The organism is Bradyrhizobium sp. HKCCYLRH2015, from assembly GCF_051168215.1.
GTDB lineage: Bacteria > Pseudomonadota > Alphaproteobacteria > Rhizobiales > Xanthobacteraceae > Bradyrhizobium.
In genome coordinates, this window is record NZ_JBNPUO010000001.1 from 212,434 (window position 1) to 236,635 (window position 24,202).

Sequence of the window (24,202 nt, forward strand, 5' to 3'; positions counted from 1 at the left end):
GATGCGTTGCGCGCCCGCTACAACCGCGATCAAACGCGTAACGCGCTGATTTCAAACAAGAAACAGGGACGCCGTCGATCTCGGCGGGCGCCGCGCGCCTGCTAGGTCTTGGATTGCATCAGGGGGTGCAGAGCAAGATCGGGGGATTGCGTGCAGAGGCGGGTCGAAACGGCGGGGCGTCCGACGGCGCGAGGCGTGTGGGGCGCGCTGGGGCTCATGCTCGGGCTCTTCGGGCTCGGGCCGACGACGTCGGCGCAGGCCCAGACCGACTACACCTGGGGCGGCACCGGCTCTTCGACTGCGACCTCCGACTACAACCTCTCGACCAACTGGGAGACCCCGCCGGCCGGCGCGCCGCCCGCATCGAGCGGCCAGCGGGCGCTGTTCGGCGCCACCGGCGCATCGACCATCACGGTCACCGCGCCGCTCAATCCGGATTCCTGGATTGTCCTCAGCAACGCCCAGTCCTATGCGATTGGCGGCGCCGACGTGAATTTCGGCGTCGCCGGCCCCGGCTGGGGCTTCATCAACGACGCCAGTTCCGGCCAGACGATCACGATCGGCAACAACCTCGGCGAGACCGTTGCCGGCGTGCGCGCCGAGCTGCTCGGCAACAGCACCACCATCCTGCTCGGCAACAACTCCTATTCGGGCGGCACCTTCATCAGCAACGGCGCGACCTTGCAGCTCGGCGACGCCACCCACACCGCCCGCATCATCGGCGACGTGTCGAATTTCGGCATCTTCAACGTCGTCAGGGCCGATACGTCCGGGATCGTCTCGCTCACCAATGATGGCGGCACCACCAACTTCCTCGGCGCGAGCTCCGCCGGCACGATGACGATCGTGAACCACTCGATCGCCACGACGGCGTTCGGCGTCGCCGGAGGCACCGATACGGCGACGGCGGGGAACGCCGTGATCACCAACCATCAGGGCCGCACGCTGTTCAACGCCAACACCAGCGCCGGCAATGCGACGATCACGAATGATACGTTCAGCCTGGTCGCGTTCGTCAATGCCGCGACGGCCGCCAACGCGGTCATCACCAATGGCGGCAATTCCTACCTGATGTTCGGGATGGGCTTCGGCAGCGACACGCCGTCCGCGGGCAACGCAGAGATCACCAACAACATGGACGGGCATATCCAGTTCAACGCCCATTCCACCGCGGCGAATGCGACCATCACCACCAACGACGGCGCTTCCACCCTGTTCTTCGACCATGCGACCGCAGGCTCCGCCACGATCATCACCAATGCCGGTGGTCGCACCCGTTTCCTCGACAATACGACCGGCGGCGCCGCGCAGTTCGTGACCAACGGCACCGGCGTGGTCGACTTCTCCGGCAGCACGGGGTCCAACGGCGACGGCCGCATCACCGCGGGCTCCCTGGCGGGATCCGGCAACTATTACATCGGCGCCTTCAACACGCTGGTGGTCGGCGGCAACAATCTCTCGACCGAGGTCTCCGGCGTGATCAGCGACTACGACCCGTGCGAGTGCGGCACGGCTGGACCGGGCGCGCTGACCAAGGTCGGCAGCGGCAAGCTGACGCTGTCGGGCATCAACACCTACACCGGCGCGACCACGGTCGATGGCGGCATCCTCGCCGTCAACGGTTCGATCGCCGGCAGCAGCGTGACCGTGAATGCCGGCGGCACGCTCGGCGGCAACGGCATCGTCGGCAGCACGCTGGTCAATGGCGGCGCGCTGGCGCCCGGCAATTCGATCGGGCTGCTGACGGTGCAGGGCAATCTCGTGTTCACGGCTGCCGCGAGCTACATGGTCGAGGTGTCGCCGGCCAATGCCGACCGGGTCAACGTGACGGGCACCGCGACGCTGGGTGGCGCCACGGTGCAGGCGGCGTTCGCCCCCGGCAGCTACGTCAACAAGCAGTACACGATCGTCAACGCCGCCGGCGGCATCAGCGGCACCTTCAACACGCTGGTCAACACCAACCTGCCGGCCAACTTCTCCTCGAGCCTGAGCTACGACGCCAACACCGTCTATCTAAACCTGACGCTCGGCACGTCCGGGACCAATACCAACCAGCAGAACGTCACGGACACCACGACCGGCTATTTCAACCGCACCGGCGGCATCCCGGTCGCCTTCGGCGCGCTGACCCCGGCCGGCCTGACGCAGGCGTCCGGCGAGATCGCCACCGCCTCGCAGCAGGCGATGTTCGACTCGATGAAGATCTTCCTTGGCCTGATGACCGATCCCTTCGTCGCCGGGCGCAGTGCGAACCCATCGGCTCCGGCGGCGTTCGCCGACGCAGGGCAGGGCGCCCTGCCGCGCGATGCCTTCGCGCGCATGCCGGTCAAGGCCGCTTTGGCCCGGCGCTTCGACGAGCGCTGGAGCACCTGGGCGGCGCCGTTTGGTGGCGGTTCGTTCACCGACGGCAATGCCGCGCTCGGCTCGAACGACACCACCATCCGCGAGGTCGGCTTCGCCGCCGGCGCCGACTACATCGTGTCGCCGAACTGGCTGGCCGGCTTCGCGCTGTCGGGCGGCGGCACCAGCTTCAGCGTCAATGGCGGCGGCAGCGGCCGCTCCGACCTGTTCCAGGCCGGCGCCTTCGCCCGCTATCGCAACGGCCCGGACTATCTCTCCGCCGCGCTGGCCTATGGCTGGCACGACGTGACCACCGACCGCACCGTGGCCGTCGCGGGCGTCGACCAGCTCCGCGCCCGCTTCAATGCGTCGGCCTATTCCGCTCGCCTCGAGGCTGGCCGCCGCTACGCCACGCCATGGGGCGGGATCACGCCCTATCTCGGCGGGCAGGCGACGGCTTACGTGCTGCCGTCCTATGCCGAGCAGGTGCTCTCCGGCGCGGGCACCTTCGCGCTGAGCTATGCCGGCAAGACCGTGACGGATGCGCGCGCCGAGCTTGGCGCGCGCGTCGACCGGTCGTTTGCGCTCGCCGACGGCGTGCTGTCGCTGCGTGGCCGCGCCGCCTGGGCGCACAATTTCAACCCGGATCGCACCATGACCGCCGGCTTCCAGGCGCTGCCAGGCACGAGTTTCATCGTCAACGGCGCCGCGCAGTCGCGCGACCTCGCGCTCACCACGGCCTCGGCCGAAATCGCCTGGCGCAACGGCTGGTCGGCGGCCGCGACCTTCGAAGGCGAGTTCTCGACCATCAGCCGCTCCTACGCCGGCAAGGGCGCGGTGCGCTACAGCTGGTGATCGCGCGCTCCCATCTTGGATCGTTCTCGCAGCAATGCTACGGCTGCCTCAACGAGACACCAGGGAGAACGCCATGATCAATCTGACGCCCGAGACCATGCTGCCCGACGACGGCACCCAGGGAACGCTGGTCGGCCGGGTCTGGCGACCCGACGTCGATGGTCCGGCCGTTGTGGCGGTGCGCGATGACGGCGTCTACGATGTCACCTCGGCCTTCCCGACCGTCAGCGCGCTGTGCGAGCACGACGATCCCGCGGCTGCACTGCGCGGCATGGGCGGGCAGCGCATCGGCGACCTCGCCGCCATCCTCGCCAACACGCCCCCCGATCGCCGTGATCCCGCCAAGCCGTGGCTGCTGGCGCCGGTTGATCTCCAGGTGCTCAAAGCGGCCGGCGTCACCTTCGCGATCTCGATGCTGGAGCGCGTCATCGAGGAGCGCGCGCGCGGCAATCCGGCCTCCGCCGAAGCGATCCGGACAGAGGTGGTGCGTCTCGTCGGCGACGATTTCTCCAAGCTGAAGCCCGGCTCCGACCAGGCCATGCACCTCAAGCAGATGCTGATCGAGCAGAACGCCTGGAGCCAGTATCTCGAGGTCGGCATCGGCCCCGACGCCGAGGTCTTCACCAAGGCGCCGACCATGTCGTCGGTCGGCACCGGCATGGATGCCGGGCTGCATCCGAAATCGACCTGGAACAACCCGGAGCCGGAGGTGGTGCTGGCGGTGTCGAGCCGCGGCCAGATCGTCGGCGCGATGCTCGGCAACGACGTCAACCTGCGCGACTTCGAGGGCCGCTCGGCGCTGCTGCTGTCCAAGGCCAAGGACAACAACGCCTCCTGCGCGATCGGACCGCTGCTGCGCCTGTTCGACAGGAGCTTTTCGCTCGACGACGTCAGGAAGATGGACGTCGCGCTGAACGTGACCGGCAGCGACGGCTTCGTGCTCGACGGCCATTCCTCCATTAGCAAGATCAGTCGCGATCCGACCGATCTCGTCGCCCAGACCATCGGCGCCGTGCATCAATACCCCGACGGCTTTGCGCTGTTCCTCGGCACCATGTTCGCACCCGTCAAGGATCGCGACGCGCCGGGCCAGGGCTTCACCCACAAGCGCGACGACGTCGTCACCATCTCGGCGCCCCAACTCGGCCGCCTCGTCAACCGCATGCGCAACAGCGACGAATGCGAGCCGTGGACGTTCGGCGTCGGCGCCCTGATGCGCAGCCTCGCGCGGCGGAAGCTGATTTGACGACGGGCTGCCTCTCCATCCTCGCCGTCATTCCGGGGCGCGCGCAGCGCGAGCCCGGAATCCATACGCCGCAGCCGTCGTGAGTCAGACGGCTCTCAGTGATCGTGCTCCACCACGTCTATTCGTGGCTATGGACTCCGGGCTCGCTCGCTTGCGCGAGCGCCCCGGAGTGACGACCGGTGTGCATCGAGGCATTTGGGGCCTCGTGGTTCGAGACGCGCCGCGATGCGGCGCTCCTCACCATGAGGGGCAAGTGGCGGAGCAGCCGCTGCATACGGGACCATGAACACGCTGTTAGCGTGTTCATGGAGAGGGTTTGAAGCTCTTGAGGATCGCGCCGCACACTCAGCCCTCGTCCTGAGGAGCCCGCCGGAGGCGGGCGTCTCGAAGGACGGCTGCACGGCTCTGCCGGCTCTACGCCCCTTCATGCTTGCGAGCGCGATGTTGGGAATTGGAGCGGCCGCCTCACTCGCCTCACACATGCCCCGACGCCATTTCGCCGGCGACGCGGCGCGGGCGCTCCTGCAGCTGGGCGGGATCGCCGCGCGCGGCGCGCTCGCGGACCAGCGAGAGCGCGTGGTCGCGTTCGGCGGCCGGGCTGCGCCGTGGCTCCGACCGGCGCAGGCCGAGATCGTCGTCGATCGGATCCTTCGGCACCAGCGACAACGCCCGCTCGAACGGATCGAGCGACGCGTCACGCCCCCTGCCGCCGTCACGGCCCGGCTCAGGCTCGGGCGGACGTCGCGCCACGAGCGTCTTGATGCGCCCGATCAGGCCGGATGGCGCTTCCGGCGGCGCTGAATCGAACGGGTCGGCATAGAACGTCGCGCCGGCCTTCTCGACCATGCCGGCAAGTGCGGTGACCATGCGCGGCGAGCCGCAGGCATAGACCACGTCGGAGGACGTCAGCGTCGGCATGTGCGGCTCGATCCGCCCGGTGCGGATCGACGGATGGTTGATCGGGCCCTCCTCCACGGTCGGAATGATCGTGACATTCGGCAGCCGCGCGAGCTGCGCCAGGATCGGCGTCATGTAGAGCTGCGGCAGCTTCTTGGCGCCGGCGATGATCACCATGGGACGGCTGCGGTTCTCGCGCAGCGCCATCGCCGCGATCGCCCAGATCGGCGCGAAGCCGGTGCCGCTGCCGGCGAGGACGAGACGGCCGGAGCCGCCCGGACGCAGGAACGCGTGACCATACGGCCCCTGGATGCGCAGCCGATGGCCGGGCCGGATGCCGCTGCCGAGCGCTTGCGTGACGCGGCCGCCACGGACCTTCTTGATGTTGAGATGGATGACGCGGCCGCCGATGCGGCCGTCGAACGAGGCGGTCGGGCTGTAGGCGCGCGCCGGATAGCCGGCGAAGGTGAACTTGAAGTACTGGCCCGGCAGATAGCTGATGCTCTTCTCGGGCGCGATCATCAGCTCCATGATATCTGGCGCGACCTCGCGCAGGCCGACCAACCGTGCCTTGCTGATATCGATCTCCGGCACGTCCTCCACGTCGACGTCGAGGTCGGAGACGACGCGCGCCTGGCACGCATAGATCATGCCCTGCGTATGCGTCTCGCCGCACACCGTCTGCCCCTTCGAGACGTGAACCATGCAGGTGCCGCAGGTGCCGGCGCGGCAGTCGAACGGAATCTCGACGCCGTTGGCGAGCGCGCCATCGAGCAGCACGTCACCCGCGCGGACGCGGAACTGGCGGCCTTTGACGGTGACGGTCCTGAAGTTCGACATGGTTTACTCCTCGATCGGATACGCTGTGACGATGGTGGGACGAGACCGCGGGGCTTCACGCCTTGCCGGGCGACACGCGGATGAGATTCTTGTTGGCCGTGCTCTCGAATCGGCTCGACCAGTAGTTCGACGCCATCACCGGCCGCTTCAGCCAGCTCACCTTCGGCGAGCGCAGCACCAGGAACCAGAAGAAGAACGGCGTCGTGATGAGATGCGAGACCAGCGGAAACCAGTCCGGCAGCAACGACGCCGGGCCTGGCAGGCGATACCAATAGTAGGTGCTGATCGCGGCCGCCGCGAAGATGCGATGCATCCGGGTGCGTGCGGCGGGCCTGTAGCGCAGGATGTGCTCGCCGACCCTGAACACGACGTAGCTGACGAGCGCGGCGACCAGCGGCCACACATAGGCGGTGATGATCGCGGCCTGGTCGACCTGCTGCGGCGGATAATCCGGCACTTGATACCAGCCCCAGACGAAGCCGGGGAAGCTGCCGATCAGGAAGTTGCCGAGGAACTGCTGGACTTTGGTGGGCACGCCGGCGGTCGGCGTCAGCTCCGGCGTGGAGTCGGGGCACGGATTGCTGCAGGCCTCGCAGATGTTGCAGCGGGCATTCTTGAAGGTCAGCGCCGGGTTGGTGCCGTAGAGCCGCTCGACCGGATGGATCGGGCACAGCGAGGTGCACCAGCCCGAGCGCATCTCGAACACCGAGCCCATCGCGAACGCCATGACCGCGGCCGACAGCAGCATGACCGCCGTCAGCGGGCCATCGACATTGAGCCCGATGCGCCGCATCGGCACCACGATGAAGAGAAGCGTCACGCTGATCACCGCCAGCGTCGCCGCGCCCCATTCCGGCATCCTGATGTTCTGCGAGAGGCCCATCTTGTTCGGCAGCAGATGGAATGTCGCCATCGGACAGATGTTGCGCCACAGGCCGGGCGAGATCGTCACCAAGGCGGGCGCGACGGGAATCAGCAGATTCCACATCAGCGCGATGCCGAGCGCAGGAAAGAACAGCAGCAGGTTCACCAGCAGCACGCCGACGGCCAGCATCGCTGTCTGCATCGTCAGCCAGAACCGCCGCTCGCCGCGTCCGGTGCTGCGGCTGCCGGGCTGTGCGGCCGGCTGATACCGGGCCGGTGCCACGTTCACGGCCACGTGGGCGAGTGGCCGGGTCTGTCGTTGGTGGGAAGCATAATCGTGTTGAGCCGAACGTTGAGCGCTGTTGTTTCGCATTGCTTTCCAGGACGCTGGTTTCTCTGTACGGGCGCGCTGGTGTGACGATTTCGGGCCGGACGTGTTGGTCCGCCGTGCCTGTTAGTTCGCGTCATCAGCGCATGCTGTGCCGCAGAATCTGACGGCGAGATGTGGCGCTTTTTGACGGCCAATATGGACGTGTCTGGGCCATGCTGCGGTAGGCGTGCGGCCGTTTGATCTGGATCAAATCGAGGAACATCAAGGATTTGATCCGGATCTGGGGTGTGTTTTTGAGGGCGTTTGATCTGGATCAATGACGGCCTTCGCTGTGACGCATCGCAGGCGCGATCAAGGCGGTGAGTATGCGGCCTCATCGTGGGCCTCATGGTTCGAGACGGCGCTTCGCGCCTCCTCACCATGAGGGTTAGCTTCGAAGCCGGAGTTGAACATGGGTCATCATCTCCAACCTCACGAGAGCCCACGATCGCCGTGTTGGCCACTGACTACTTAGTCCCGCGGCAAGCCTCCTCTCCTCACCCTGAGGAGCCCGCCGAAGGCGGGCGTCTCGAAGGGCGAGGTCCCTGCTCGGACCTCGTGGCTCGCCCGGCGATGCGCAGCATCGTCCGCAGACGCGCCTTCGGCGCTCCTCACCATGAGGGTTAAGCTCCGAAACCGGCGCGGCACCCGGCCGGTCGGCGTCGCGGAGTGCGACGGCGCTATGGCTGCCCGACGGGCAAATCAGATCGCGCGTGAAAATCCTGTCCAGCCCTCCGCTGAAAAATAATCCACTTGCCGATTTCGCAAAATCAGCATTAGAGTCCGGCCCGTTCCGTTGCGTCGGAGGGGACGTATCGCGGTCGTCATGGACGTCGGCAGCGGAATGCGATGGGCGTGTGTCGTTGCAGCGTGATCATTCGCGCGGACGAACGGCGATGCACGCACGGTCAAGTCGCGCGGTCCTGACACCCCGATGCTGGTGTCACGCTTGCGCCGGCGCTCACGCGCCGCGCAGGCAACGGTGGCCAAAAGCCGGTGCGCCGGGGAGAACGCGAAGCAGCCGTCAAAACCATCGCGCAGGGAGGGCCGGGCGTATTCGGCCAGACCTGTGGTACCTGCCGCCTGCATTTTTTTGAGCAGGCGGGCCACGGGCGCGGCCAGCGCCCGGCCTTCCCTGCGCCCTCTTTGATGAGAGGGCGAAAAATCAAAGCTCGGGCGCAAAACGTGTCGCGAGGTCGCGAAACTATATTCTCATGCATCAGAAAGTGCTGTCGGACAACGTGAGCACGGCAGACAGTACGGGCGTCATTGCGAGCGCAGCGAAGCAATCCAGGATCTTGCCGCGGATGCGCTCTGGATTGCTTCGTCGCTGCGCTCCTCGCAATGACGGAAATCTTGGTGGGCGTCTCGTTTCAACAAACACGGTGTCGTCCCGGCGAACGCCGGGACCCATAACCCCAGGAAGATGTTGTTGCGCGAGATGTTGGACCAGGCTTGTTTCACCACGGCCGCCGCGGAGTATGGGTGCCGGCGTTCGCCGGGACGACAGCGGAGGTCGTGGCGATTGCTTGGCTCACACCGGCAGTGCAATCGAGTACTTGACCTGACTCAGGGCAAAGCTGCTCTCGATCGAGGCGATGCCGTCGAGCCTTGTCAGCTTGGTCTTCAGGAACGCCTCATACGACGACAGGTCGGCCGCTACCACCCGCAGCATGTAGTCCCGATTGCCTGTCATCAGATAGCACTCCAGCACCTCGGGCCAGGCCGAGATCGCCTTTTCGAACCGCTTCAGGTCCTCCTCCTTCTGACGCGCCAGCTTGATGGAGATGAACACCGAGACGTGCAGCCCGAGCGCCTTCTGGTCGACGCTCGCGATGTAGCGGGTGATGACGCCGCGCTCCTCCAGCAATTTCACGCGGCGATGGCAGGGCGAGACCGAGAGGCCCACCTTGTCGGCCAGCTCCTGCATGGTGATGCGGCCGTCGGCCTGGAGGTGGCCGAGAATCTTGCGGTCAATGGCGTCGAGTTCTGGCATTGGAATCAAGTCGCTGAAAATGAGTTCAGGTTGATAAAATATCCCAATAGAGCCGCTCTGTGCGCGAAAAATTGAGAATTCTGGCCGTGGCAAGAGGATTAAAGTCCACGAATCCAGCAATACCCGGGGAGCAGCGCCATGGCCACGCCATCCGCATCGTCAGACCGTCTCGATATCCTGAATGCGCTGACCCGCAAGGCGTTGTGGCTGTCGTCCTGGACCATCCATCACGCCAACCACATCCGGCCCAACACCGATGGCCTCAAGGTCGGCGGCCACCAGGCGTCATCCGCCTCGCTCGCGACCATCATGTCGGCGCTGTACTTCTCGGTGCTGCGCCCCGAGGACCGCGTCGCAGTGAAGCCGCATGCGAGCCCGGTGTTCCACGCGATCCAATATCTGTTCGGCCGGCAGACGCGCGAGAAGCTGGAGAATTTCCGGGGCTTCAAGGGCGCGCAATCCTACCCGTCGCGCACCAAGGACGTCGACGATGTCGACTTCTCCACCGGATCGGTCGGCCTCGGCGTCGCGCAGACGCTGTTCTCCTCGCTGGTGCAGGACTACGTGCACGCGCATGGCTGGATGAAGGATCGCCGCGAAGGCCGCATGATCGCGCTGGTCGGCGATGCCGAGATGGACGAGGGCAACATCTTCGAGGCGCTGGCCGAAGGCTGGAAGCATGGCCTGCGCAACACCTGGTGGATCGTCGACTACAACCGCCAGAGCCTCGATGCCGTGGTGCGCGAAGGCCTGTGGGAGAAGTTCGAGACCATGTTCCGCAATTTCGGCTGGGACGTGGTGATCGTGAAATACGGCCGGCTGATGCGCGAGGCCTTCGCCGAGCCCGGCGGCGAGGCGCTCAGGCGCTGGATCGACAATTGCCCGAACGCGCTCTACGCGGCGCTGTGCTTCCAGGGTGGGGCTGCCTTCCGCAAGCACATCCAGGACGAGATCGGCGACCAGGGCGACGTGACGCGGCTGCTCGACAAGCGCAATGACGACGAGCTGCTGGCGCTGATGTCCAATCTCGGCGGCCATGACATGGCGAGCATGCTGGAAGCGTTCGAGTCCATCGATCACGACCGCCCGGTGTGTTTCATCGCCTACACCATCAAGGGTGTCGGCCTGCCGTTCCAGGGCCACAAGGACAACCATGCCGGGCTGATGACGGTGGCGCAGATGGAGAAATGGCGCGCGCAGCAGAACATCCGTCCGGGCCATGAATGGGACAAGTTCGAGGGACTGACGCAGGATGCTTCGACGCTGGAGTCGTTCCTCGCCTCGGTGCCGTTCAACCGCGATGGCCGCCGGCTCGATGACGCCGTGTTCGACGTGCCCAGGCTGACCTTCACCGCCGCGGCGCAGATGTCGACGCAGCAGGGCTTTGGCTTGATCCTCAACGATCTCGCCCGCGGCGACACCGCAATGGCCTCGCGCATCGTGACGTCGTCGCCCGATGTCACCGTCTCGACCAATCTCGGTGCCTGGGTCAACCGCCGTGGCCTGTTCGCGCGTGCCGAGAAGGCCGATTTGTTCCGCAGTGAGAAGATCCCCTCGACCTTCAATTGGGCGGCCTCGCCGAAGGGCCAGCATATTGAGCTCGGCATCGCCGAGATGAACCTGTTCATCATGGCCTCCGCGCTCGGGCTGTCGCACGCCATCAACGGCGCGCGGCTGCTGCCGGTGGTCACCTTGTACGATCCCTTCATCGAGCGCGGCCTCGATGCGCTGAACTACGCCTGCTATCAGGATGCGCGTTTCATGGTCGTCGCGACGCCGTCGGGCGTCACCCTGGCGCCGGAAGGCGGCGCGCATCAGTCGATCGCGACGCCCTTGATCGGCATGGCGCAGGATGGGCTGTCCTCGTTCGAGCCGGCCTTCGTCGACGAGCTCGCCGCGATCATGAAGTGGGGCTTTACCCACATGCAAGCCACGCCGGGCGAGGGCGGCTCGGTCTATCTGCGGCTGTCGACGCGCACCATCGACCAGCCGCAGCGGATCATGACGCCCGAGCTGGAGTCCGACATCGCCGCGGGCGCCTATTGGCTGCGCAAGCCGGGCCCGAATGCGGAGGTGATCGTCGCCTACACCGGCGCGGTCGCGCCGGAGGCGATCGAGGCCACCGGGCTGATCGGCGAGTCCCGCCGCGACGTCGGCCTGCTCGCGATCACCTCGGCCGACCGGCTGCATGCCGGATGGACGGCGGCGCGCAGCCTGCGCCGGCATCGCCGCGGCGGGCAGCATCTCAGCCACATCGAGCAGTTGCTGGCGCCGCTGCCGCGCGATTGCGGCATCGTCACCGTCATCGACGGCCATCCGGCGACGCTCGGCTGGCTCGGCTCGGTGCGCGGCCATCGCGTCGAGGCGCTGGGTGTGGAGAAATTCGGCCAGACCGGCACGATCGACGACCTTTATCGCCACAACGGCATGGACGCGAACGCGATCATCGACGCCGCCGAGAGCCTCACCGGCGCCCCGGTGAGGCATCGCAAGATGGCGGTGTGAGAAGGGGGCGGAAACAAGGACGCCGCCTCGCTCACCTGGGGTGAAGGAGACGGCGTCGCAACTTGGATCAAATGTCTACGTGCTAAAAGGCCACGCAATAAGAACAGGCGAAAATATCGGTTCTGAAATCGTGTCCGGCGTCCTTTCGAGATGCCGGGATGTCTATGACGGGGAGATTAGCCACGGCGATCCAACGGCGATGTGAAGCAGTTCACATCTTGGAAATGAATCTTCGGCGACGGGAATTCTGCCATCCGGAATGATGGCCGGTTAGCGGCGAAAGAGGGAGCCACGCTTGTTGCGATGCAAAATGGAGCGGCGACGAAACGCAGGCGCGTCGGCTTGCGCCGGTCGCGGGCTTGCTCCTATATCCGCGGGACGCAACCCCGGTCCCCGCATGTGGCGGGTTCATCCCGCGGATCGCGCGTGCCAGGATGCCGGCCCGCGCGCTGCCGCCCCTCCATATGCTTCCACGTGAAGAGGTTTTCCGATGGTCAATCGCCTGCAATTCTACATCGACGGCGCCTGGGTCGATCCGGTCGTCAAGAAGTCCACCCCGGTCATCAATCCGGCGACCGAGGAGGCGATGTATGAGGTTGCGCTGGGCTCCAAGGCCGATGTCGACAAGGCCGTCGCCGCCGCCAAGCGCGCCTTCGATACCTTTTCGCAGACCTCGCGCGAGGAGCGCGTCGCGCTGCTCGAAAAGATCATCGCGATCTACAAGGGCCGCATGAAGGAGATCGGCGCCGCCGTCTCCGACGAGATGGGCGCGCCGCTGCCGATGGCGGAGAAGCTGCAGGCCGGCGCCGGCCTCGGCCATCTGATGTCGACGCTCGACGTGCTTAAGAAATACGAGTTCGAGGAGACGCTTCCGGCGTCCGTGGTCGTGCGCGAGCCGGTGGGCGTGGTGGGCATGATCACGCCCTGGAACTGGCCGCTCAATCAGATCGCCTGCAAGGTCGCGCCGGCGCTGGCCGCGGGCTGCACCATGATCCTGAAGCCGTCGGAATTCACTCCGACCTCGGCGCTGATCTTCGCCGAGATCCTGCATGAAGCCGGCGTGCCGAAGGGCGTGTTCAACCTCATCAACGGCCTCGGGCCGGAGGTCGGCGCCGCCATGAGCGAACATCCGGACATCGACATGATCTCGTTCACCGGCTCGACCCGCGCCGGCATCGACGTCGCCAAGCGCGCAGCGCCGACGGTGAAGCGCGTCAGCCAGGAGCTCGGCGGCAAGTCGCCGAACGTGATCCTGGAGGGGGCGGACCTCACCAAGGCGGTGACCGGCGGCGTCATGCACATGTTCAACAACTCGGGCCAGTCCTGCAACGCGCCGTCGCGCATGATCGTGCCGGCCGCGCGAATGAAGGAAGTGGCCGCGATCGCCAAGGGCGTCGCCGACAAGACCAAGGCCGGCGATCCCCGCGGCGAGGGCACCACGATCGGCCCGGTCGTCAATCGCGGCCAGTGGGACAAGATCCAGGCCCTCATCAACAAGGGTATCGAGGAGGGCGCGACGCTCGTGGCTGGCGGTCCGGGCCTGCCCGAGGGTGTCAACAAGGGCTTCTACGTCCGTCCGACCATCTTCGCCGACGTCAAGCCTGACATGACGATCTCGCGCGAGGAGATTTTCGGGCCGGTGCTCGTCATCATCGGTGCGCAGGACGAGTCCGAGGCCGTCAAGATCGCCAACGACACGCCCTATGGTCTGGCCGGCTACGTCTCGGCTCCGACGATCGAGAAGGCCCGCGAGGTCGGCCGCAAGATCCGCGCCGGCAACGTCAATTTGCAGGGCGTGCCGAACGACCGCACCGCGCCGTTCGGCGGCTACAAGCAGTCCGGCAACGGCCGCGAGTGGGGCAAGTTCGGTCTCGAGGAGTATCTCGAGGTCAAGGCGGTCGCGGGCTACAACGCGGCCTGATCGGTGAGGATGCGTAGGGTGGGCAAAGCGCAGCGTGCCCACCGTTCGCGCCGACAACGAAGCAGGTGGGCACGGCGCTCCGCGCCTTTGCCCACCCTACGGGACCGGATGTCAGCCCCCCAGCGCGCCCTGCGTGTTCACGTAGAGTGCGTAGATCGACTGGCTGGCAGCCATGAACAGGCGGTTGCGCTTGAGGCCGCCGAAGCAGACGTTGGCGCAGCGCTCGGGCAAAGCGATGCGGCCGATCGGCGCGCCATCCGGCGCGAACACCATGACGCCATCGAGCTCGGGAGAGCCCATGCCCCAGCCGCACCAGAGATTGCCGTCGACGTCGCAGCGCATGCCGTCCGGCGTGCCTGGGCCGGCATCGATGTGGACGCGCTTGTTGGCGAGCTTGCTGCCATCGGCGGAGACGTCATAGGCGAGGATCTTACGGGTCGGCACGCCGCGGGATTCGACGATGTAGAGGATGGATTCGTCGGGCGAGAAGCAAAGCCCGTTCGGCCCCAGCACGCCTTCGGCGACGATGGTCGCTTGGCCGGTGCCAGCGTCGATCCGGTACACGTGGGTGTCGATCTCCGGCTCGGCCTTGTAGCCCTCGTAATTGCCGAGCAGGCCGAAGGTCGGATCGGTGAACCAGATCGAGCCGTCGGACTTCACCACGACGTCGTTAGGCGAGTTCAGCCGCTTGCCGTTGAAGGAATCCATCAGCACGGTGATCGAGCCGTCGTATTCGGTGCGCGTGACGCGGCGGCCGCCATGCTCGCAGGTGACGAGCCGTCCCTGCCGGTCACGGGTGTTACCGTTGGCGAAATTGGAGGGCTTGCGGAAGATCGAGACCGCGCCGGTCTCCTCCTCCCATTTGAGGATGCGCTGGTTGGGAATATCGCTGCAGAGGAGATAGCGCCCGTCGCCAAACCACACCGGCCCCTCTGCCCAGCGCAGCCCGGTGGCGAGCCGCTCGACCGCGGAGAGCTTGAGCCAGTATTTCTCGAAGCGCGGATCCAGCGCCTGGATCGCCGGATCGGGATAGAAGGTGGCAGGGCGAAAGCCCTGCGCGTGAGCGTTTCCGTCGGACATTTGGCCGGTCCTGTTATTGCGCCGTTACGATCTCTGCTATCATCGCCGAGCAATGACCGCAAACCTGCGGGCCGAACAAGAGGGATGAAATGCCACGTATCTTGATGACCGGAGCGAGCGGTGGAATCGGCACTTCCTTGCGGAAGCTGCTGCCGCCGATCTATCCGGACCTTCTGCTCAGCGACCTCAGACCGCCGGCGGATCTGTCCAGCCAGGAGACGTTCAAGGCGGCCGATCTTGCCGACCTGTCCCAGGTCGAGGCGCTGTGCGAGGGCGTCGACGGCATCATCCATTTCGGCGGCTACTCGGTCGAAGGACCGTGGAGCGACATCCTGCAGGCCAACATCATCGGCGGCTACAATCTGTTCGAGGCCGCCCGCCGCAAGGGTGTGAAGCGCGTGGTGTTCGCGTCGTCGAACCACGCGGTCGGCTTCTATCCGCGCCATCGCAAGATCGACAACGACGTGCAGCCGCGCCCCGACGGCCGCTACGGCGTCAGCAAGGTGTTCGGCGAGGCGCTCGGGTCTCTGTATGCCGACAAGCACGGGCTGAAGGTCACGTGCCTCCGCATCGGCAATTTCGGCGACAAGCCGCTCGACAAGCGCCGTCTGTCGATCTGGCTGAAGCCGGAGGATCTCGTGCAGCTCTGCCGCATCGGCCTGGAGCATCCGGACATCCACTTCGAGGTGCTGTACGGCGCCTCGCTCAATGAACGCGCCTGGTGGGACAACCAGCGCGCCTATGATCTCGGCTACCGCCCGACCGGCCGCGCCGAGGATTTCCGCGAGCACGCCATGGCCGAGCAGGCCAAGCTGCCGGCCGATCCGATTGGGGACTATTTCCAGGGCGGCGCGTTCTGCACCACGGAGTTCGATGGCGACACCAGCCGGATCATCGATTGGGGGTGATCCAAGGTCGTCATTCCGGGGCGCGTCCGCAGGACGCGAACCCCGAATCTCGACATGAGAGTTTAAACCACTTCTGGATTCCGGGTTCGCGCTTCGCGCGCCCCGGAATAACGAGACAGAGCAACGAAAGAAAAGAAGACCATGACCGACGGCCTGCGCAAGGGACTGACCGCTTACGGCGATGCTGGATTCTCGCTGTTCCTGCGCAAGGCCTTCATCAAGGCGGCCGGCTATTCCGATGACGCGCTCGATCGTCCGATCGTCGGCATCACCAACACCTACAGCGACTACAATCCCTGCCATGGCAACGTGCCGCAGATTTTGGAAGCGGTGAAGCGCGGCGTCATGCTGTCGGGCGCGATGCCGTTCGTGTTTCCCACCATCTCGATCGCCGAGAGCTTTGCGCATCCGACCTCGATGTATCTGCGCAACCTGATGGCGATGGAAACCGAGGAGATGATCCGCGCGCAGCCGATGGACGCCGTTGTCGTCATCGGCGGTTGCGACAAGACCTTGCCGGCGCAGATCATGGCCGCGGTGTCCGCCGATCTGCCGACCGTGGTCATTCCGGTCGGACCGATGGTGGTCGGGCATCACAAGGGCGAGGTGCTCGGCGCCTGCACCGATTGCCGACGTCTCTGGGCGAAGTATCGCGCCGGTGAGATGGACGGCAGCGAGATCGATGCGGTCAACGGCCGGCTCGCGCCTTCGGTCGGCACCTGCATGGTGATGGGCACGGCCTCGACCATGGCCTGCATCACCGAGGCGCTCGGCCTGTCCCTGCCGATGAGCGCGACCATCCCCGCGCCGCACGCCGAGCGCTTCCGCTCGGCCGAGGCCAGCGGCCGGGTCGCGGCTGAGATGGCCAAGGTGAAGGGACCGAAGCCGAGCGAACTGCTGACCCCTGCGGCGTTCCGGAACGCCCAGGTGGTGCTGCAGGCGATCGGCGGCTCGACCAACGGGCTCGTGCATCTCACCGCCATCGCCGGCCGGACGCCGCACAGGATCGACCTCGATGCGTTCGACTGCATCGGGCGCGAGGTGCCGGTGCTGGTCGACCTCAAGCCGTCCGGCGATCACTACATGGAGCATTTCCACCACGCCGGTGGCGTGCCGAAGCTGATGAAGCAGCTCGGCGATCTCATCGACCTCGATTGCCGCTCGATCACCGGCCAGTCGCTGCGCGACATCGTCGCTGCGGCGGAGGATGTTCCCGGGCAGGACGTGATCCGCGCGCGCGATGACGCGATCAAGCCGGAAGGCGGCCTTGCCGTGCTGCGCGGCAATCTGGCGCCGCGCGGCGCAGTCATCAAGCATTCGGCGGCGAGCCCGAAGCTGCTGCAACATACCGGGCGCGCCGTCGTGTTCGAGTCGGTGGAGGACATGACCCTGCGGATCGATGATCCCGCTCTCGATGTTTCGGCCGACGACGTCCTGGTGTTGCGCAATGCCGGACCCAAGGGCGCGCCAGGCATGCCGGAGGCGGGGTACCTGCCGATCCCGAAGAAGCTCGCGCGCGGCGGCACCAAGGACATGGTGCGCATCTCCGATGCGCGCATGAGCGGCACCGCGTTCGGCACCATCGTCCTTCACATCACGCCGGAGTCCGCCGTCGGCGGTCCGCTGGGGCTGGTGCGGAGCGGCGACATGATCCGGCTCGATGTCGAAAAGCGCAGCATCGACCTGCTGGTCGACGACGCCGAGTTGGGCCGGCGTCGCGCTGCGCTGAAGCAAGCCGCAACGCCCGAATGGGCCGAGCGCGGCTATGCGCATCTCTTCCATGCAACGATCCTGCAGGCCGACGACGGCTGCGATTTCGATTTCATGCGCCGGAAAGGGAAGAGTTGAGCGCAGTCCTACTTTCCCTTGCTGGTGAACCGCTTCACGGCGGTGCGGAATTCATCCGTGTGCATGCAGTTGATGATCGCATCGCGTTCGGCCGCGAGCTGGTCTTCGACCGAGCTGGTCGGCGCGCGATGGATCAGCGCCTTGGTCGCAGCGATCCCCGCCGGCATGTTCTGCGCCAGTCGCTGCGCCAGCGCTTCGGTGGCTGCAGCGAGCCCGGGGGCGGGGACGACTTTCGCGACCAAGCCCCATTCATGGGCCTGCGCGGCCGTGAAGCTGTCCTCCGCCAGGAAGATCTGCAACGCCCGCCTGATGCCCACAGTGGCGACCATGCCAACTGTACCGCCGCCGTCGGGCGACACGCCGAGCTTGGCATAGGCCGGCGTGAAGCGCGCGTCCTCGGCGGCGATGCAGAGGTCGGCGGCGAAGGCGAGCGACATCCCTGCGCCGGCGGCGGAGCCGTGCACGCTCGCCAGCACGATCTTGGGCATGCGCCGCAGGCTCGCGATGAAAGCATGGTAGTGATGCAGCAGTTCGCTGACGACAGGCGTGATGGCGTTGGCCTCAGCGGCAGCGCCGATCGTCTGCAGATCGCCGCCGGCGCAGAAGGCGCGGCCTTCGCCTTTCAGGATCAGCACGCGGATGGTCTCGTCGGCCTCTACTTGGGCTGCAAGCAGCTCCAAGCGCTTCGCAATCGCAAGGTTGATGGCGTTGAACGCCGCCGGGCGGTCGAGCGTGATGGTCGCGATCGGACCCTCGATGCTCAGGCGGGCAGGTTCCGCTACGGCGTCCGACATTCATACCTCCCGGGCGTGGTTCTTGTTGCCGCATTTAAACCGCACGGCGGGACCGGTGACAATGCCGGGCAAGTCTGCCAAAACCCGGTTCCGTCGGCATGGACAATGACAGAATGGGGCAGGGCGCAGTGACGAAGGGACCGGTGGTGATCGTGGGTGCGGGGCATGCGGGATTCCAGCTCGCGACCTCGCTGCGTCAGGCAGGCTTTGCCGATCCGATTCACCTGATCAACGACGAACCGCATCTGCCGTATCAGCGCCCGCCGCTGTCGAAGGCCTATCTCAAGGGCACCGGCGGTCCCGAGACCCTGATGTTTCGGCCGCAGAAGTTCTACGCGGACCAGACCATCGATCTCGTCTACGATCGTGCCGTCGCGGTTCAGCGCGATCAGCGCAAGGTGCTGCTCGCCTCCGGTCGGACGCTCGACTATGGGCACCTCGTGTTCGCGACCGGCGCGCGCAACCGGCTGCTCGACATTCCCAATGCCAATCTCCCGGCCGTGCGCTATCTGCGCATTCTCGATGACAGCGAAGCGCTGCGAGGATTGCTCGCCGATGCCAAGCGGGCCGTGGTGATCGGCGCCGGCTTCATCGGTCTCGAATTCGCGGCGACGGCGCGGAACAAGGGCCTTGAGGTCGACGTGCTCGAGCTCGGCGCGCGGGTGATGGCGCGGGCCGTGACCGCCGAAATCTCGGACTACTTCCAGAAGCAGCATGCGGAAGCCGGCGTGCGGATTCATCTCGGCGTGCAGGCCACCAGCATCGAGGCCGACGGCAACAAGGTCACCGGCGTCAGCCTCAGCGACGGTCGGCACATCCCCGCCGATCTCGTCGTGGTCGGCGTCGGCGTGCTGCCGAATGTCGAGCTCGCCGCCGAGGCTGGATTGCAGGTCGCCTCCGGCATCGTGGTCGACGAGTATCTGCTCACCAGCGATCCGCACATCTCGGCGATCGGCGATTGCGCCCTGTTCGCCAGCCAGCGCTTTGGCGGCACATTGCGGCTGGAGTCGGTGCAGAACGCCACCGATCATGCCCGCTGCGTCGCGGCGCGGCTGACGGGCGACGTCAAGCCCTATGACGGGCAGCCGTGGTTCTGGAGCGACCAGGGCAATGACAAGCTCCAGATCGCGGGGCTCACCACGGGCTATGACCAGGTCGTGCTGCGCGGGGATCCGGCGCAAAAGGCGTTCTCCGCATTCTGTTACAAAGAGGGCCGGCTGGTCGGCATCGAGTCGGTCAACCGCGCCGGCGACCATATGTTCGGCCGCAAGTTGCTTGCTGCGGGCGGCACCTTGGATGCAGCCAAGGCCGCCGATCCCGGCTTCGACCTGAAGAGCGCTCTCGCCTAGAGCAGCGCGCGCACCTCCTCCTCGGTCGGCATCGACGGGCCGGCGCCCATGCGCTGCACCGAGATCGACGCGGCGATGTTGGCATAGCCGATCGCGTCCGCGATATCAGCGCCCTGCGACAGCCTTGCCGCCAGCGCACCGACGAAGCAGTCGCCGGCGCCGGTGGTGTCGACGGCCTTCACCGCGCGGCCTTCGACCAGCCGGGCCTCGGCGCCAGAAACCGCGACCGCGCCGCGCGCGCCGAGCGTGACGCAGACCGTCTGATCGTCGCGAGGCTTGAGCGCAAGCACCGCCGTGATTACCTGCTGCGGCGTCGGCGCGTCGCCAAGCTCGATGCCGGCCAGGAAGCCGAGCTCGGTTTCGTTGAGCACGAGGACGTCGACCAGCGCGAACAGCTCGCGGCCAAAGGCGCTGGCGGGGGCGGGGTTGAGGATCGTGGTGGCGCCGGCGGCCTTCGCACGCTGGAAGAAGGCGGCGATGGTCGCCTGCGGGATCTCGAACTGGCTCACCGCCACGTCGCCCGTTGTCAACGCAATCTGCGCCACGTCATCGGCGCTGACCTCGGCATTGGCGCCCGGGATCACCACGATCGTGTTGTCGGCGTTGGCCAGCGTGATGATCGCGGTGCCCGTCGACGCGTCCGCGCTGTCCTTGACCGCGGCGAGGTCGATGCCCTGGCCGGCGAGGAAGGCGCGCAGCTGCTCGCCGAAGGCGTCGCGGCCGAGGCGGCCGATCAGCGCCGTCGGCGCGCCGAGCTTGGCGGCTGAGACCGCCTGGTTCGCGCCCTTGCCGCCGGGAAAGTACATCACCGACCGGCCCGCGACGGTCTCGCCGATGCGCGGATGGCGCTCGGCCGCCGCCACCACATCCATGTTGATGCTGCCGGCGACGACGACCCGTCCCATCCGCTTTTCTCCCAAACAGCCGCTAGACGCGCGCCTCGAATTCCTGCCGGACCAGCTCGATATCGGCGAGCGTCGGCAGGCCGGCCTCGTTGCCGAGCTTCTGGATCTTGAACGTCGAGGCCGCGCGCGCGAACTCGAAATGCTCCTTCCAGCCCTTGGCGGGATCGGCGAGGTACGAATACACATACGCGCCGTGGAAGACGTCGCCGGCGCCATTGGTGTCGATCACGCGCTCGCGCGGGATCGGATAGGCCGGCAGCGTATGCACGGCGCCGACCTCGTCATACCAGAGCAGGCCCTTCTCGCCCTGGGTGACGCCGCCGATGCGGCAGCCGCGGCTCTTCAGGTAGTCGAGCATCTTTTCCGGCGTGAGATCCATCTGCTCGCACAGCCGCTCGGCGACGATCGCGACGTCGATATATTCGAGCAGCTCATGGGTGTTGGTGCGCAGGCCGCCGCCGTCGAGCGAGGTCAGGATGCCGGCCTCGCGGCACAGCTTGGCATAATGCAACGCGGCGTCGGGCTGGTGGCCGTCGACATGCAGCGCCCTGCAATTGCCGAGATTGAGCAGCGGGAACGGGTGGATATGCGCGTCGTCGCGGCAGCGCACGATGGCGCGCTTGCCGTCCTTCGGCATGATGAAGGACAGCGAGGAGGCATTGACCTTCCGGGGGTGGACCGAGATGCCGTATTTCGCGGTCATGTCCTGGAACATCCGCCCGAGCCAGTCATTCGCGACGGTCGCGATCAGGTCGGGCACAATGCCGAGCTTGGCGCAGCAAAATGCCGCAGTCACGGCATTGCCGCCGAACGAGACGGCATAGTCGGACGCCACGTGCTTCTCGTCCCCCGTCGGCATGTGGTCGGTGATGAATGTCACGTCGATGTAGGTCTGTCCGATGAAGAGGGCCTGCATTGCCATTTCTGTCTCACTAAGGGGTGATCGCGGCCCCGGCGCCGCAGATTAGCAAGCGGTCAAAGCGGATCAACGCTGAAATTCTTCGTCAAATCGTCACCTTGGTGGTTGAGATCGGCCGTCTGCTACCGGTGGCCCCCTGCCGCCGGCGCGCGGGTCGCGCTATGGTTGCCGGCCTGCAGAAACGCAGATTCGGGAGTGGAATATGACTGTCTATGCGGGTCCGGTGTTCGAGATGGCCACCAATCAGTTCAACGTGATCGCCGACCATCTTGGTATCCCAGCCGACGAGCGGGACCGGCTGCTGTTGCCGAAGCGGGCGATCACCGTCTCGTGTCCGATCCACAAGGATGATGGCACGATCTCGGTCTATGAAGGCTACCGGGTCCAGCATCTGCTGACGATGGGGCCGACCAAGGGCGGCACGCGGTTCGCCCCCACGGTCGACATTGGCGAGGTCGCCGCGCTCGCGATCTGGATGAGCTGGAAATGCGCGCTGGTCGGCTTGCCCTATGGCGGCGCCAAGGGCGGCATCAACGTCGATCTCTCCAAGCTGTCGAAGCGCGAGCTCGAATCGCTGTCGCGCCGCTACATGCAGGAGATGATCCCGTTCGTCGGCCCGCATACCGACGTGATGGCGCCCGACATGGGCACCAATGAGCAGGTGATGGCCTGGTTCATGGACACGTATTCGATGTACCAGGGCCAGACCGTGACCGAGATCGTCACCGGCAAGCCGGTGTTCTCCGGCGGCACGCTCGGCCGCCGCGAGGCGACCGGCCGCGGCGTCGCCCATGTGTCGCGGCGGGTGATGGATGAGCTGGGCATCGACCCGACCACGTCCACGGCCGTAGTGCAGGGCTTCGGCAATGTCGGCTCCTACGCCGCGCTCGGCTTCCACCAGATGGGCATGAAGGTGATTGCGGTCAGCGATCACACTGGCGCCCTCCATGATCCGCGTGGCCTCGACATCCCGGCGCTGATGGAGCATGCGACCAGGCACGGCAGCATTGCGGGCTTCTCCACCGAACTCGCCTTCGATCCATACCAGATACTGACCCTGGCCTGTGACATCCTCGTGCCGGCGGCCGTCGAGCGCGTGATCGACGCCAAGGTGGCGGCGCATCTGAAATGCCGGGTGATCGCGGAAGCCGCCAACGGTCCGACCACGCCGGATGCCGATCTCGTGCTGGAGCAGCGCCGCAAGGAGATCTTCCTCATTCCCGACATCCTCTGCAATTCCGGCGGCGTCATCGTCAGCTACTTCGAATGGGTGCAGGATCTGCAGCAGCTGTTCTGGGAGGAAGAGGAGGTGATGCGCAGGGAGTACCAGATCCTCGACCGCGCCTTCGAGCGGATGCTGGCGCGCGCCAAGGCCGACGACATCTCGCACCGGACCGCGGCGATGGCGATCGGGGTAGAGAAGGTGCGCAACGCCAAGAACTCGCGAGGGCTGTTTCCGTGATCACCGGGCTCGACCACGTCGTCGTCCTGCTGCAGGACATCCAGGCCGGCAGCGCCGCGTTCGAGACGCTGCTGGCGCGCAAGCCGTCCTGGCAGAATTCGGGCGAGGGCGCCGACCGCGTCCTGTTCACGCTCGACAACATGAGCCTGGAGCTGATGGCGCCGGCGGGGGAGAGCCCCGCCGCCGACCGCATCCGCAACGTCATCAAGATCTGGGGAGAGGGGCTCGCCAGCATCTGCTTTGCCACCGGCGATATCGGCAAGATGCATCGGCGGCTCGAGCGGGTCGCGCTGAAGCCGGATCCGATTGCCGAGGTCGACAACACCGATCGCGTCTCCGGCCAGACGCTGCATTGGAAGCGCACCCGTGCGATGACCGATCTGACGCGCGGCGTGCGCATGTTCTTCCTCGAGCTTGCCGAGCCGCGCCCGCCGTCCGCCAAGACCGCCGATACGGCCGTGCTCGGCCTCGACCATATCGTGATCTCGACCGAGGATCCCGAACGCGCCGCCGCGCTCTACGGCGCCCGGCTCGGCCTCGACATGGCGCTCGACCGCAGCCATCAGGAATGGGGGCAGTTGATGTTCTTCCGCTGCGGCGACCTGATCGTCGAGGTGGTGAAGCGGCCGGTCGCCGGCAACGACAAGGCCCATGACAAGCTGTGGGGCCTGAGCTGGCGCGTCGCCGACATCGATGCCACGCGCGCGCGGCTGCTCGCCGCCGGCCTGCAGGTCTCCGAGCCCAGAGTTGGGCGCAAGCCCGGCACACGGGTGATGAGCCTCTACAGCGGCACCTGCGGCATCCACACGCTGATCCTGGAGAAGACCCCGCGCGTGGCGGAGTGAGGGATTCGCGGAGCGTGGAGAGGCGTTCGGACAACGGCACGGCAGGTCGCGAGCAACGCTAGGGCGTCGGGATGCGCTCAGCTCTTTCGACCCGTCATGGCCGGGCTCGTCCCGGCCATCCACGTAGCACCGCACACGCCGAACGACGTGGATGGCCGGGACGGGCCCGGGCATGACGAGAATTCCCGTGGCAGTCTCGACGCCGCGCAAGGGCAGGCGGTGATATAGATTGGGACGGTTTCCAGAGTTTCGCCTCAG

At 66.3% G+C, this 24,202-nt stretch carries 17 protein-coding genes; 9 read left to right on the forward strand and 8 right to left on the reverse strand.

All coding sequences use genetic code 11. From position 1 onward, the window contains the following. The first annotated feature begins 216 nt into the window (after window positions 1–216). Both ACQR1H_RS00930 and ACQR1H_RS00935 read left to right on the forward strand, forming a co-directional pair. Window positions 217–3,195, forward strand: a complete 2,979-nt coding sequence (locus ACQR1H_RS00930) for an autotransporter outer membrane beta-barrel domain-containing protein (protein WP_434906983.1) — start codon at window positions 217–219, stop codon at window positions 3,193–3,195. A gap of 73 nt (window positions 3,196–3,268) precedes the next feature. Continuing rightward, the gene (locus ACQR1H_RS00935; protein ID WP_434873687.1) at window positions 3,269–4,441 is read left to right on the forward strand and encodes a fumarylacetoacetate hydrolase family protein; all 1,173 of its coding nucleotides are present in this window, start codon (window positions 3,269–3,271) and stop codon (window positions 4,439–4,441) included. Between the two features lie 474 nt (window positions 4,442–4,915). On the opposite strand, the gene ACQR1H_RS00940 is transcribed toward ACQR1H_RS00935, so the two are convergent. From ACQR1H_RS00940 to ACQR1H_RS00955, 4 genes are all read right to left on the reverse strand, one after another. After that, the gene (locus ACQR1H_RS00940; RefSeq protein ID WP_434906984.1) at window positions 4,916–6,178 is read right to left on the reverse strand and encodes a 2Fe-2S iron-sulfur cluster-binding protein; all 1,263 of its coding nucleotides are present in this window, start codon (window positions 6,176–6,178) and stop codon (window positions 4,916–4,918) included. A gap of 55 nt (window positions 6,179–6,233) precedes the next feature. After that, window positions 6,234–7,337: a ferredoxin gene (locus tag ACQR1H_RS00945; RefSeq protein ID WP_434846959.1), complete on the reverse strand. Its 1,104-nt coding sequence runs from the start codon at window positions 7,335–7,337 to the stop codon at window positions 6,234–6,236. 777 nt (window positions 7,338–8,114) lie between these two features. Next, complete coding sequence (locus ACQR1H_RS00950) at window positions 8,115–8,522, reverse strand: hypothetical protein (protein ID WP_315802531.1); 408 nt, start codon at window positions 8,520–8,522, stop codon at window positions 8,115–8,117. A gap of 424 nt (window positions 8,523–8,946) precedes the next feature. Further along, window positions 8,947–9,408 (reverse strand): Lrp/AsnC family transcriptional regulator, encoded by a 462-nt coding sequence (locus tag ACQR1H_RS00955; protein WP_316218907.1) that lies wholly within the window; start codon window positions 9,406–9,408, stop codon window positions 8,947–8,949. A gap of 138 nt (window positions 9,409–9,546) precedes the next feature. Here ACQR1H_RS00955 and ACQR1H_RS00960 point away from each other — a divergent pair, with 138 nt between their 5' ends. Both ACQR1H_RS00960 and ACQR1H_RS00965 read left to right on the forward strand, forming a co-directional pair. Next, window positions 9,547–11,913 (forward strand): transketolase, encoded by a 2,367-nt coding sequence (locus ACQR1H_RS00960; protein ID WP_434906985.1) that lies wholly within the window; start codon window positions 9,547–9,549, stop codon window positions 11,911–11,913. Window positions 11,914–12,403: 490 nt separating this feature from the next. Next, the gene (locus ACQR1H_RS00965) at window positions 12,404–13,834 is read left to right on the forward strand and encodes an aldehyde dehydrogenase family protein (RefSeq protein ID WP_315805867.1); all 1,431 of its coding nucleotides are present in this window, start codon (window positions 12,404–12,406) and stop codon (window positions 13,832–13,834) included. Window positions 13,835–13,945: 111 nt separating this feature from the next. Here the strand turns inward: ACQR1H_RS00965 and ACQR1H_RS00970 are convergent, their stop codons facing one another. Then, complete coding sequence (locus ACQR1H_RS00970; protein WP_316239640.1) at window positions 13,946–14,914, reverse strand: SMP-30/gluconolactonase/LRE family protein; 969 nt, start codon at window positions 14,912–14,914, stop codon at window positions 13,946–13,948. An 89-nt stretch (window positions 14,915–15,003) separates the two neighbouring features. Here ACQR1H_RS00970 and ACQR1H_RS00975 point away from each other — a divergent pair, with 89 nt between their 5' ends. Beyond that, window positions 15,004–15,822, forward strand: coding sequence for an NAD-dependent epimerase/dehydratase family protein (locus tag ACQR1H_RS00975; protein ID WP_315805865.1), 819 nt, complete (start codon window positions 15,004–15,006; stop codon window positions 15,820–15,822). Window positions 15,823–15,963: 141 nt separating this feature from the next. Beyond that, window positions 15,964–17,670 carry an IlvD/Edd family dehydratase gene (locus ACQR1H_RS00980; protein ID WP_434906986.1) on the forward strand — a complete coding sequence of 569 codons (1,707 nt, stop codon included), beginning with the start codon at window positions 15,964–15,966 and terminating at the stop codon, window positions 17,668–17,670. Window positions 17,671–17,678: 8 nt separating this feature from the next. Here ACQR1H_RS00980 and ACQR1H_RS00985 read toward each other — a convergent pair whose 3' ends face one another. Then, window positions 17,679–18,464: an enoyl-CoA hydratase/isomerase family protein gene (locus ACQR1H_RS00985; RefSeq protein ID WP_434906987.1), complete on the reverse strand. Its 786-nt coding sequence runs from the start codon at window positions 18,462–18,464 to the stop codon at window positions 17,679–17,681. Window positions 18,465–18,577: 113 nt separating this feature from the next. Between ACQR1H_RS00985 and ACQR1H_RS00990 the strand changes: the two genes are divergently transcribed. Then, window positions 18,578–19,813 carry an NAD(P)/FAD-dependent oxidoreductase gene (locus ACQR1H_RS00990; protein ID WP_434907175.1) on the forward strand — a complete coding sequence of 412 codons (1,236 nt, stop codon included), beginning with the start codon at window positions 18,578–18,580 and terminating at the stop codon, window positions 19,811–19,813. On the opposite strand, the gene rbsK is transcribed toward ACQR1H_RS00990, so the two are convergent. Together rbsK and ACQR1H_RS01000 are read right to left on the reverse strand one after the other, a co-directional pair. Then, complete coding sequence (gene rbsK, locus ACQR1H_RS00995; protein WP_434906988.1) at window positions 19,810–20,718, reverse strand: ribokinase; 909 nt, start codon at window positions 20,716–20,718, stop codon at window positions 19,810–19,812. The two genes, ACQR1H_RS00990 and rbsK, sit on opposite strands and share 4 nt — an antisense overlap. Before the next feature lie 22 nt (window positions 20,719–20,740). Then, window positions 20,741–21,634, reverse strand: a complete 894-nt coding sequence (locus ACQR1H_RS01000) for a sugar kinase (protein WP_315805870.1) — start codon at window positions 21,632–21,634, stop codon at window positions 20,741–20,743. Window positions 21,635–21,839: 205 nt separating this feature from the next. Between ACQR1H_RS01000 and ACQR1H_RS01005 the strand changes: the two genes are divergently transcribed. Further along, window positions 21,840–23,099 carry a Glu/Leu/Phe/Val family dehydrogenase gene (locus ACQR1H_RS01005; protein WP_434873694.1) on the forward strand — a complete coding sequence of 420 codons (1,260 nt, stop codon included), beginning with the start codon at window positions 21,840–21,842 and terminating at the stop codon, window positions 23,097–23,099. After that, on the forward strand, window positions 23,096–23,944 hold the full coding sequence (locus ACQR1H_RS01010; RefSeq protein ID WP_316183410.1) for a VOC family protein: 849 nt from the start codon (window positions 23,096–23,098) through the stop codon (window positions 23,942–23,944). Before ACQR1H_RS01005 ends, ACQR1H_RS01010 begins: the two co-directional genes overlap by 4 nt. Window positions 23,945–24,202: the final 258 nt, after the last annotated feature.

Bases quoted from the DNA above. Each gene is read 5' to 3' on its own strand.
- ACQR1H_RS00930 (WP_434906983.1), top strand. From the start codon at position 217: ATGCTCGGGCTCTTCGGGCTCGGGCCGACGACGTCGGCGCAGGCCCAG.
- ACQR1H_RS00935 (WP_434873687.1), top strand. From the start codon at position 3,269: ATGATCAATCTGACGCCCGAGACCATGCTGCCCGACGACGGCACCCAG.
- ACQR1H_RS00940 (WP_434906984.1), bottom strand. From the start codon at position 6,178: ATGTCGAACTTCAGGACCGTCACCGTCAAAGGCCGCCAGTTCCGCGTC.
- ACQR1H_RS00955 (WP_316218907.1), bottom strand. From the start codon at position 9,408: ATGCCAGAACTCGACGCCATTGACCGCAAGATTCTCGGCCACCTCCAG.
- ACQR1H_RS00960 (WP_434906985.1), top strand. From the start codon at position 9,547: ATGGCCACGCCATCCGCATCGTCAGACCGTCTCGATATCCTGAATGCG.
- ACQR1H_RS00965 (WP_315805867.1), top strand. From the start codon at position 12,404: ATGGTCAATCGCCTGCAATTCTACATCGACGGCGCCTGGGTCGATCCG.
- ACQR1H_RS00970 (WP_316239640.1), bottom strand. From the start codon at position 14,914: ATGTCCGACGGAAACGCTCACGCGCAGGGCTTTCGCCCTGCCACCTTC.
- ACQR1H_RS00975 (WP_315805865.1), top strand. From the start codon at position 15,004: ATGCCACGTATCTTGATGACCGGAGCGAGCGGTGGAATCGGCACTTCC.
- ACQR1H_RS00980 (WP_434906986.1), top strand. From the start codon at position 15,964: ATGACCGACGGCCTGCGCAAGGGACTGACCGCTTACGGCGATGCTGGA.
- ACQR1H_RS00985 (WP_434906987.1), bottom strand. From the start codon at position 18,464: ATGTCGGACGCCGTAGCGGAACCTGCCCGCCTGAGCATCGAGGGTCCG.
- ACQR1H_RS00990 (WP_434907175.1), top strand. From the start codon at position 18,578: ATGGGGCAGGGCGCAGTGACGAAGGGACCGGTGGTGATCGTGGGTGCG.
- rbsK (WP_434906988.1), bottom strand. From the start codon at position 20,718: ATGGGACGGGTCGTCGTCGCCGGCAGCATCAACATGGATGTGGTGGCG.
- ACQR1H_RS01000 (WP_315805870.1), bottom strand. From the start codon at position 21,634: ATGCAGGCCCTCTTCATCGGACAGACCTACATCGACGTGACATTCATC.
- ACQR1H_RS01005 (WP_434873694.1), top strand. From the start codon at position 21,840: ATGACTGTCTATGCGGGTCCGGTGTTCGAGATGGCCACCAATCAGTTC.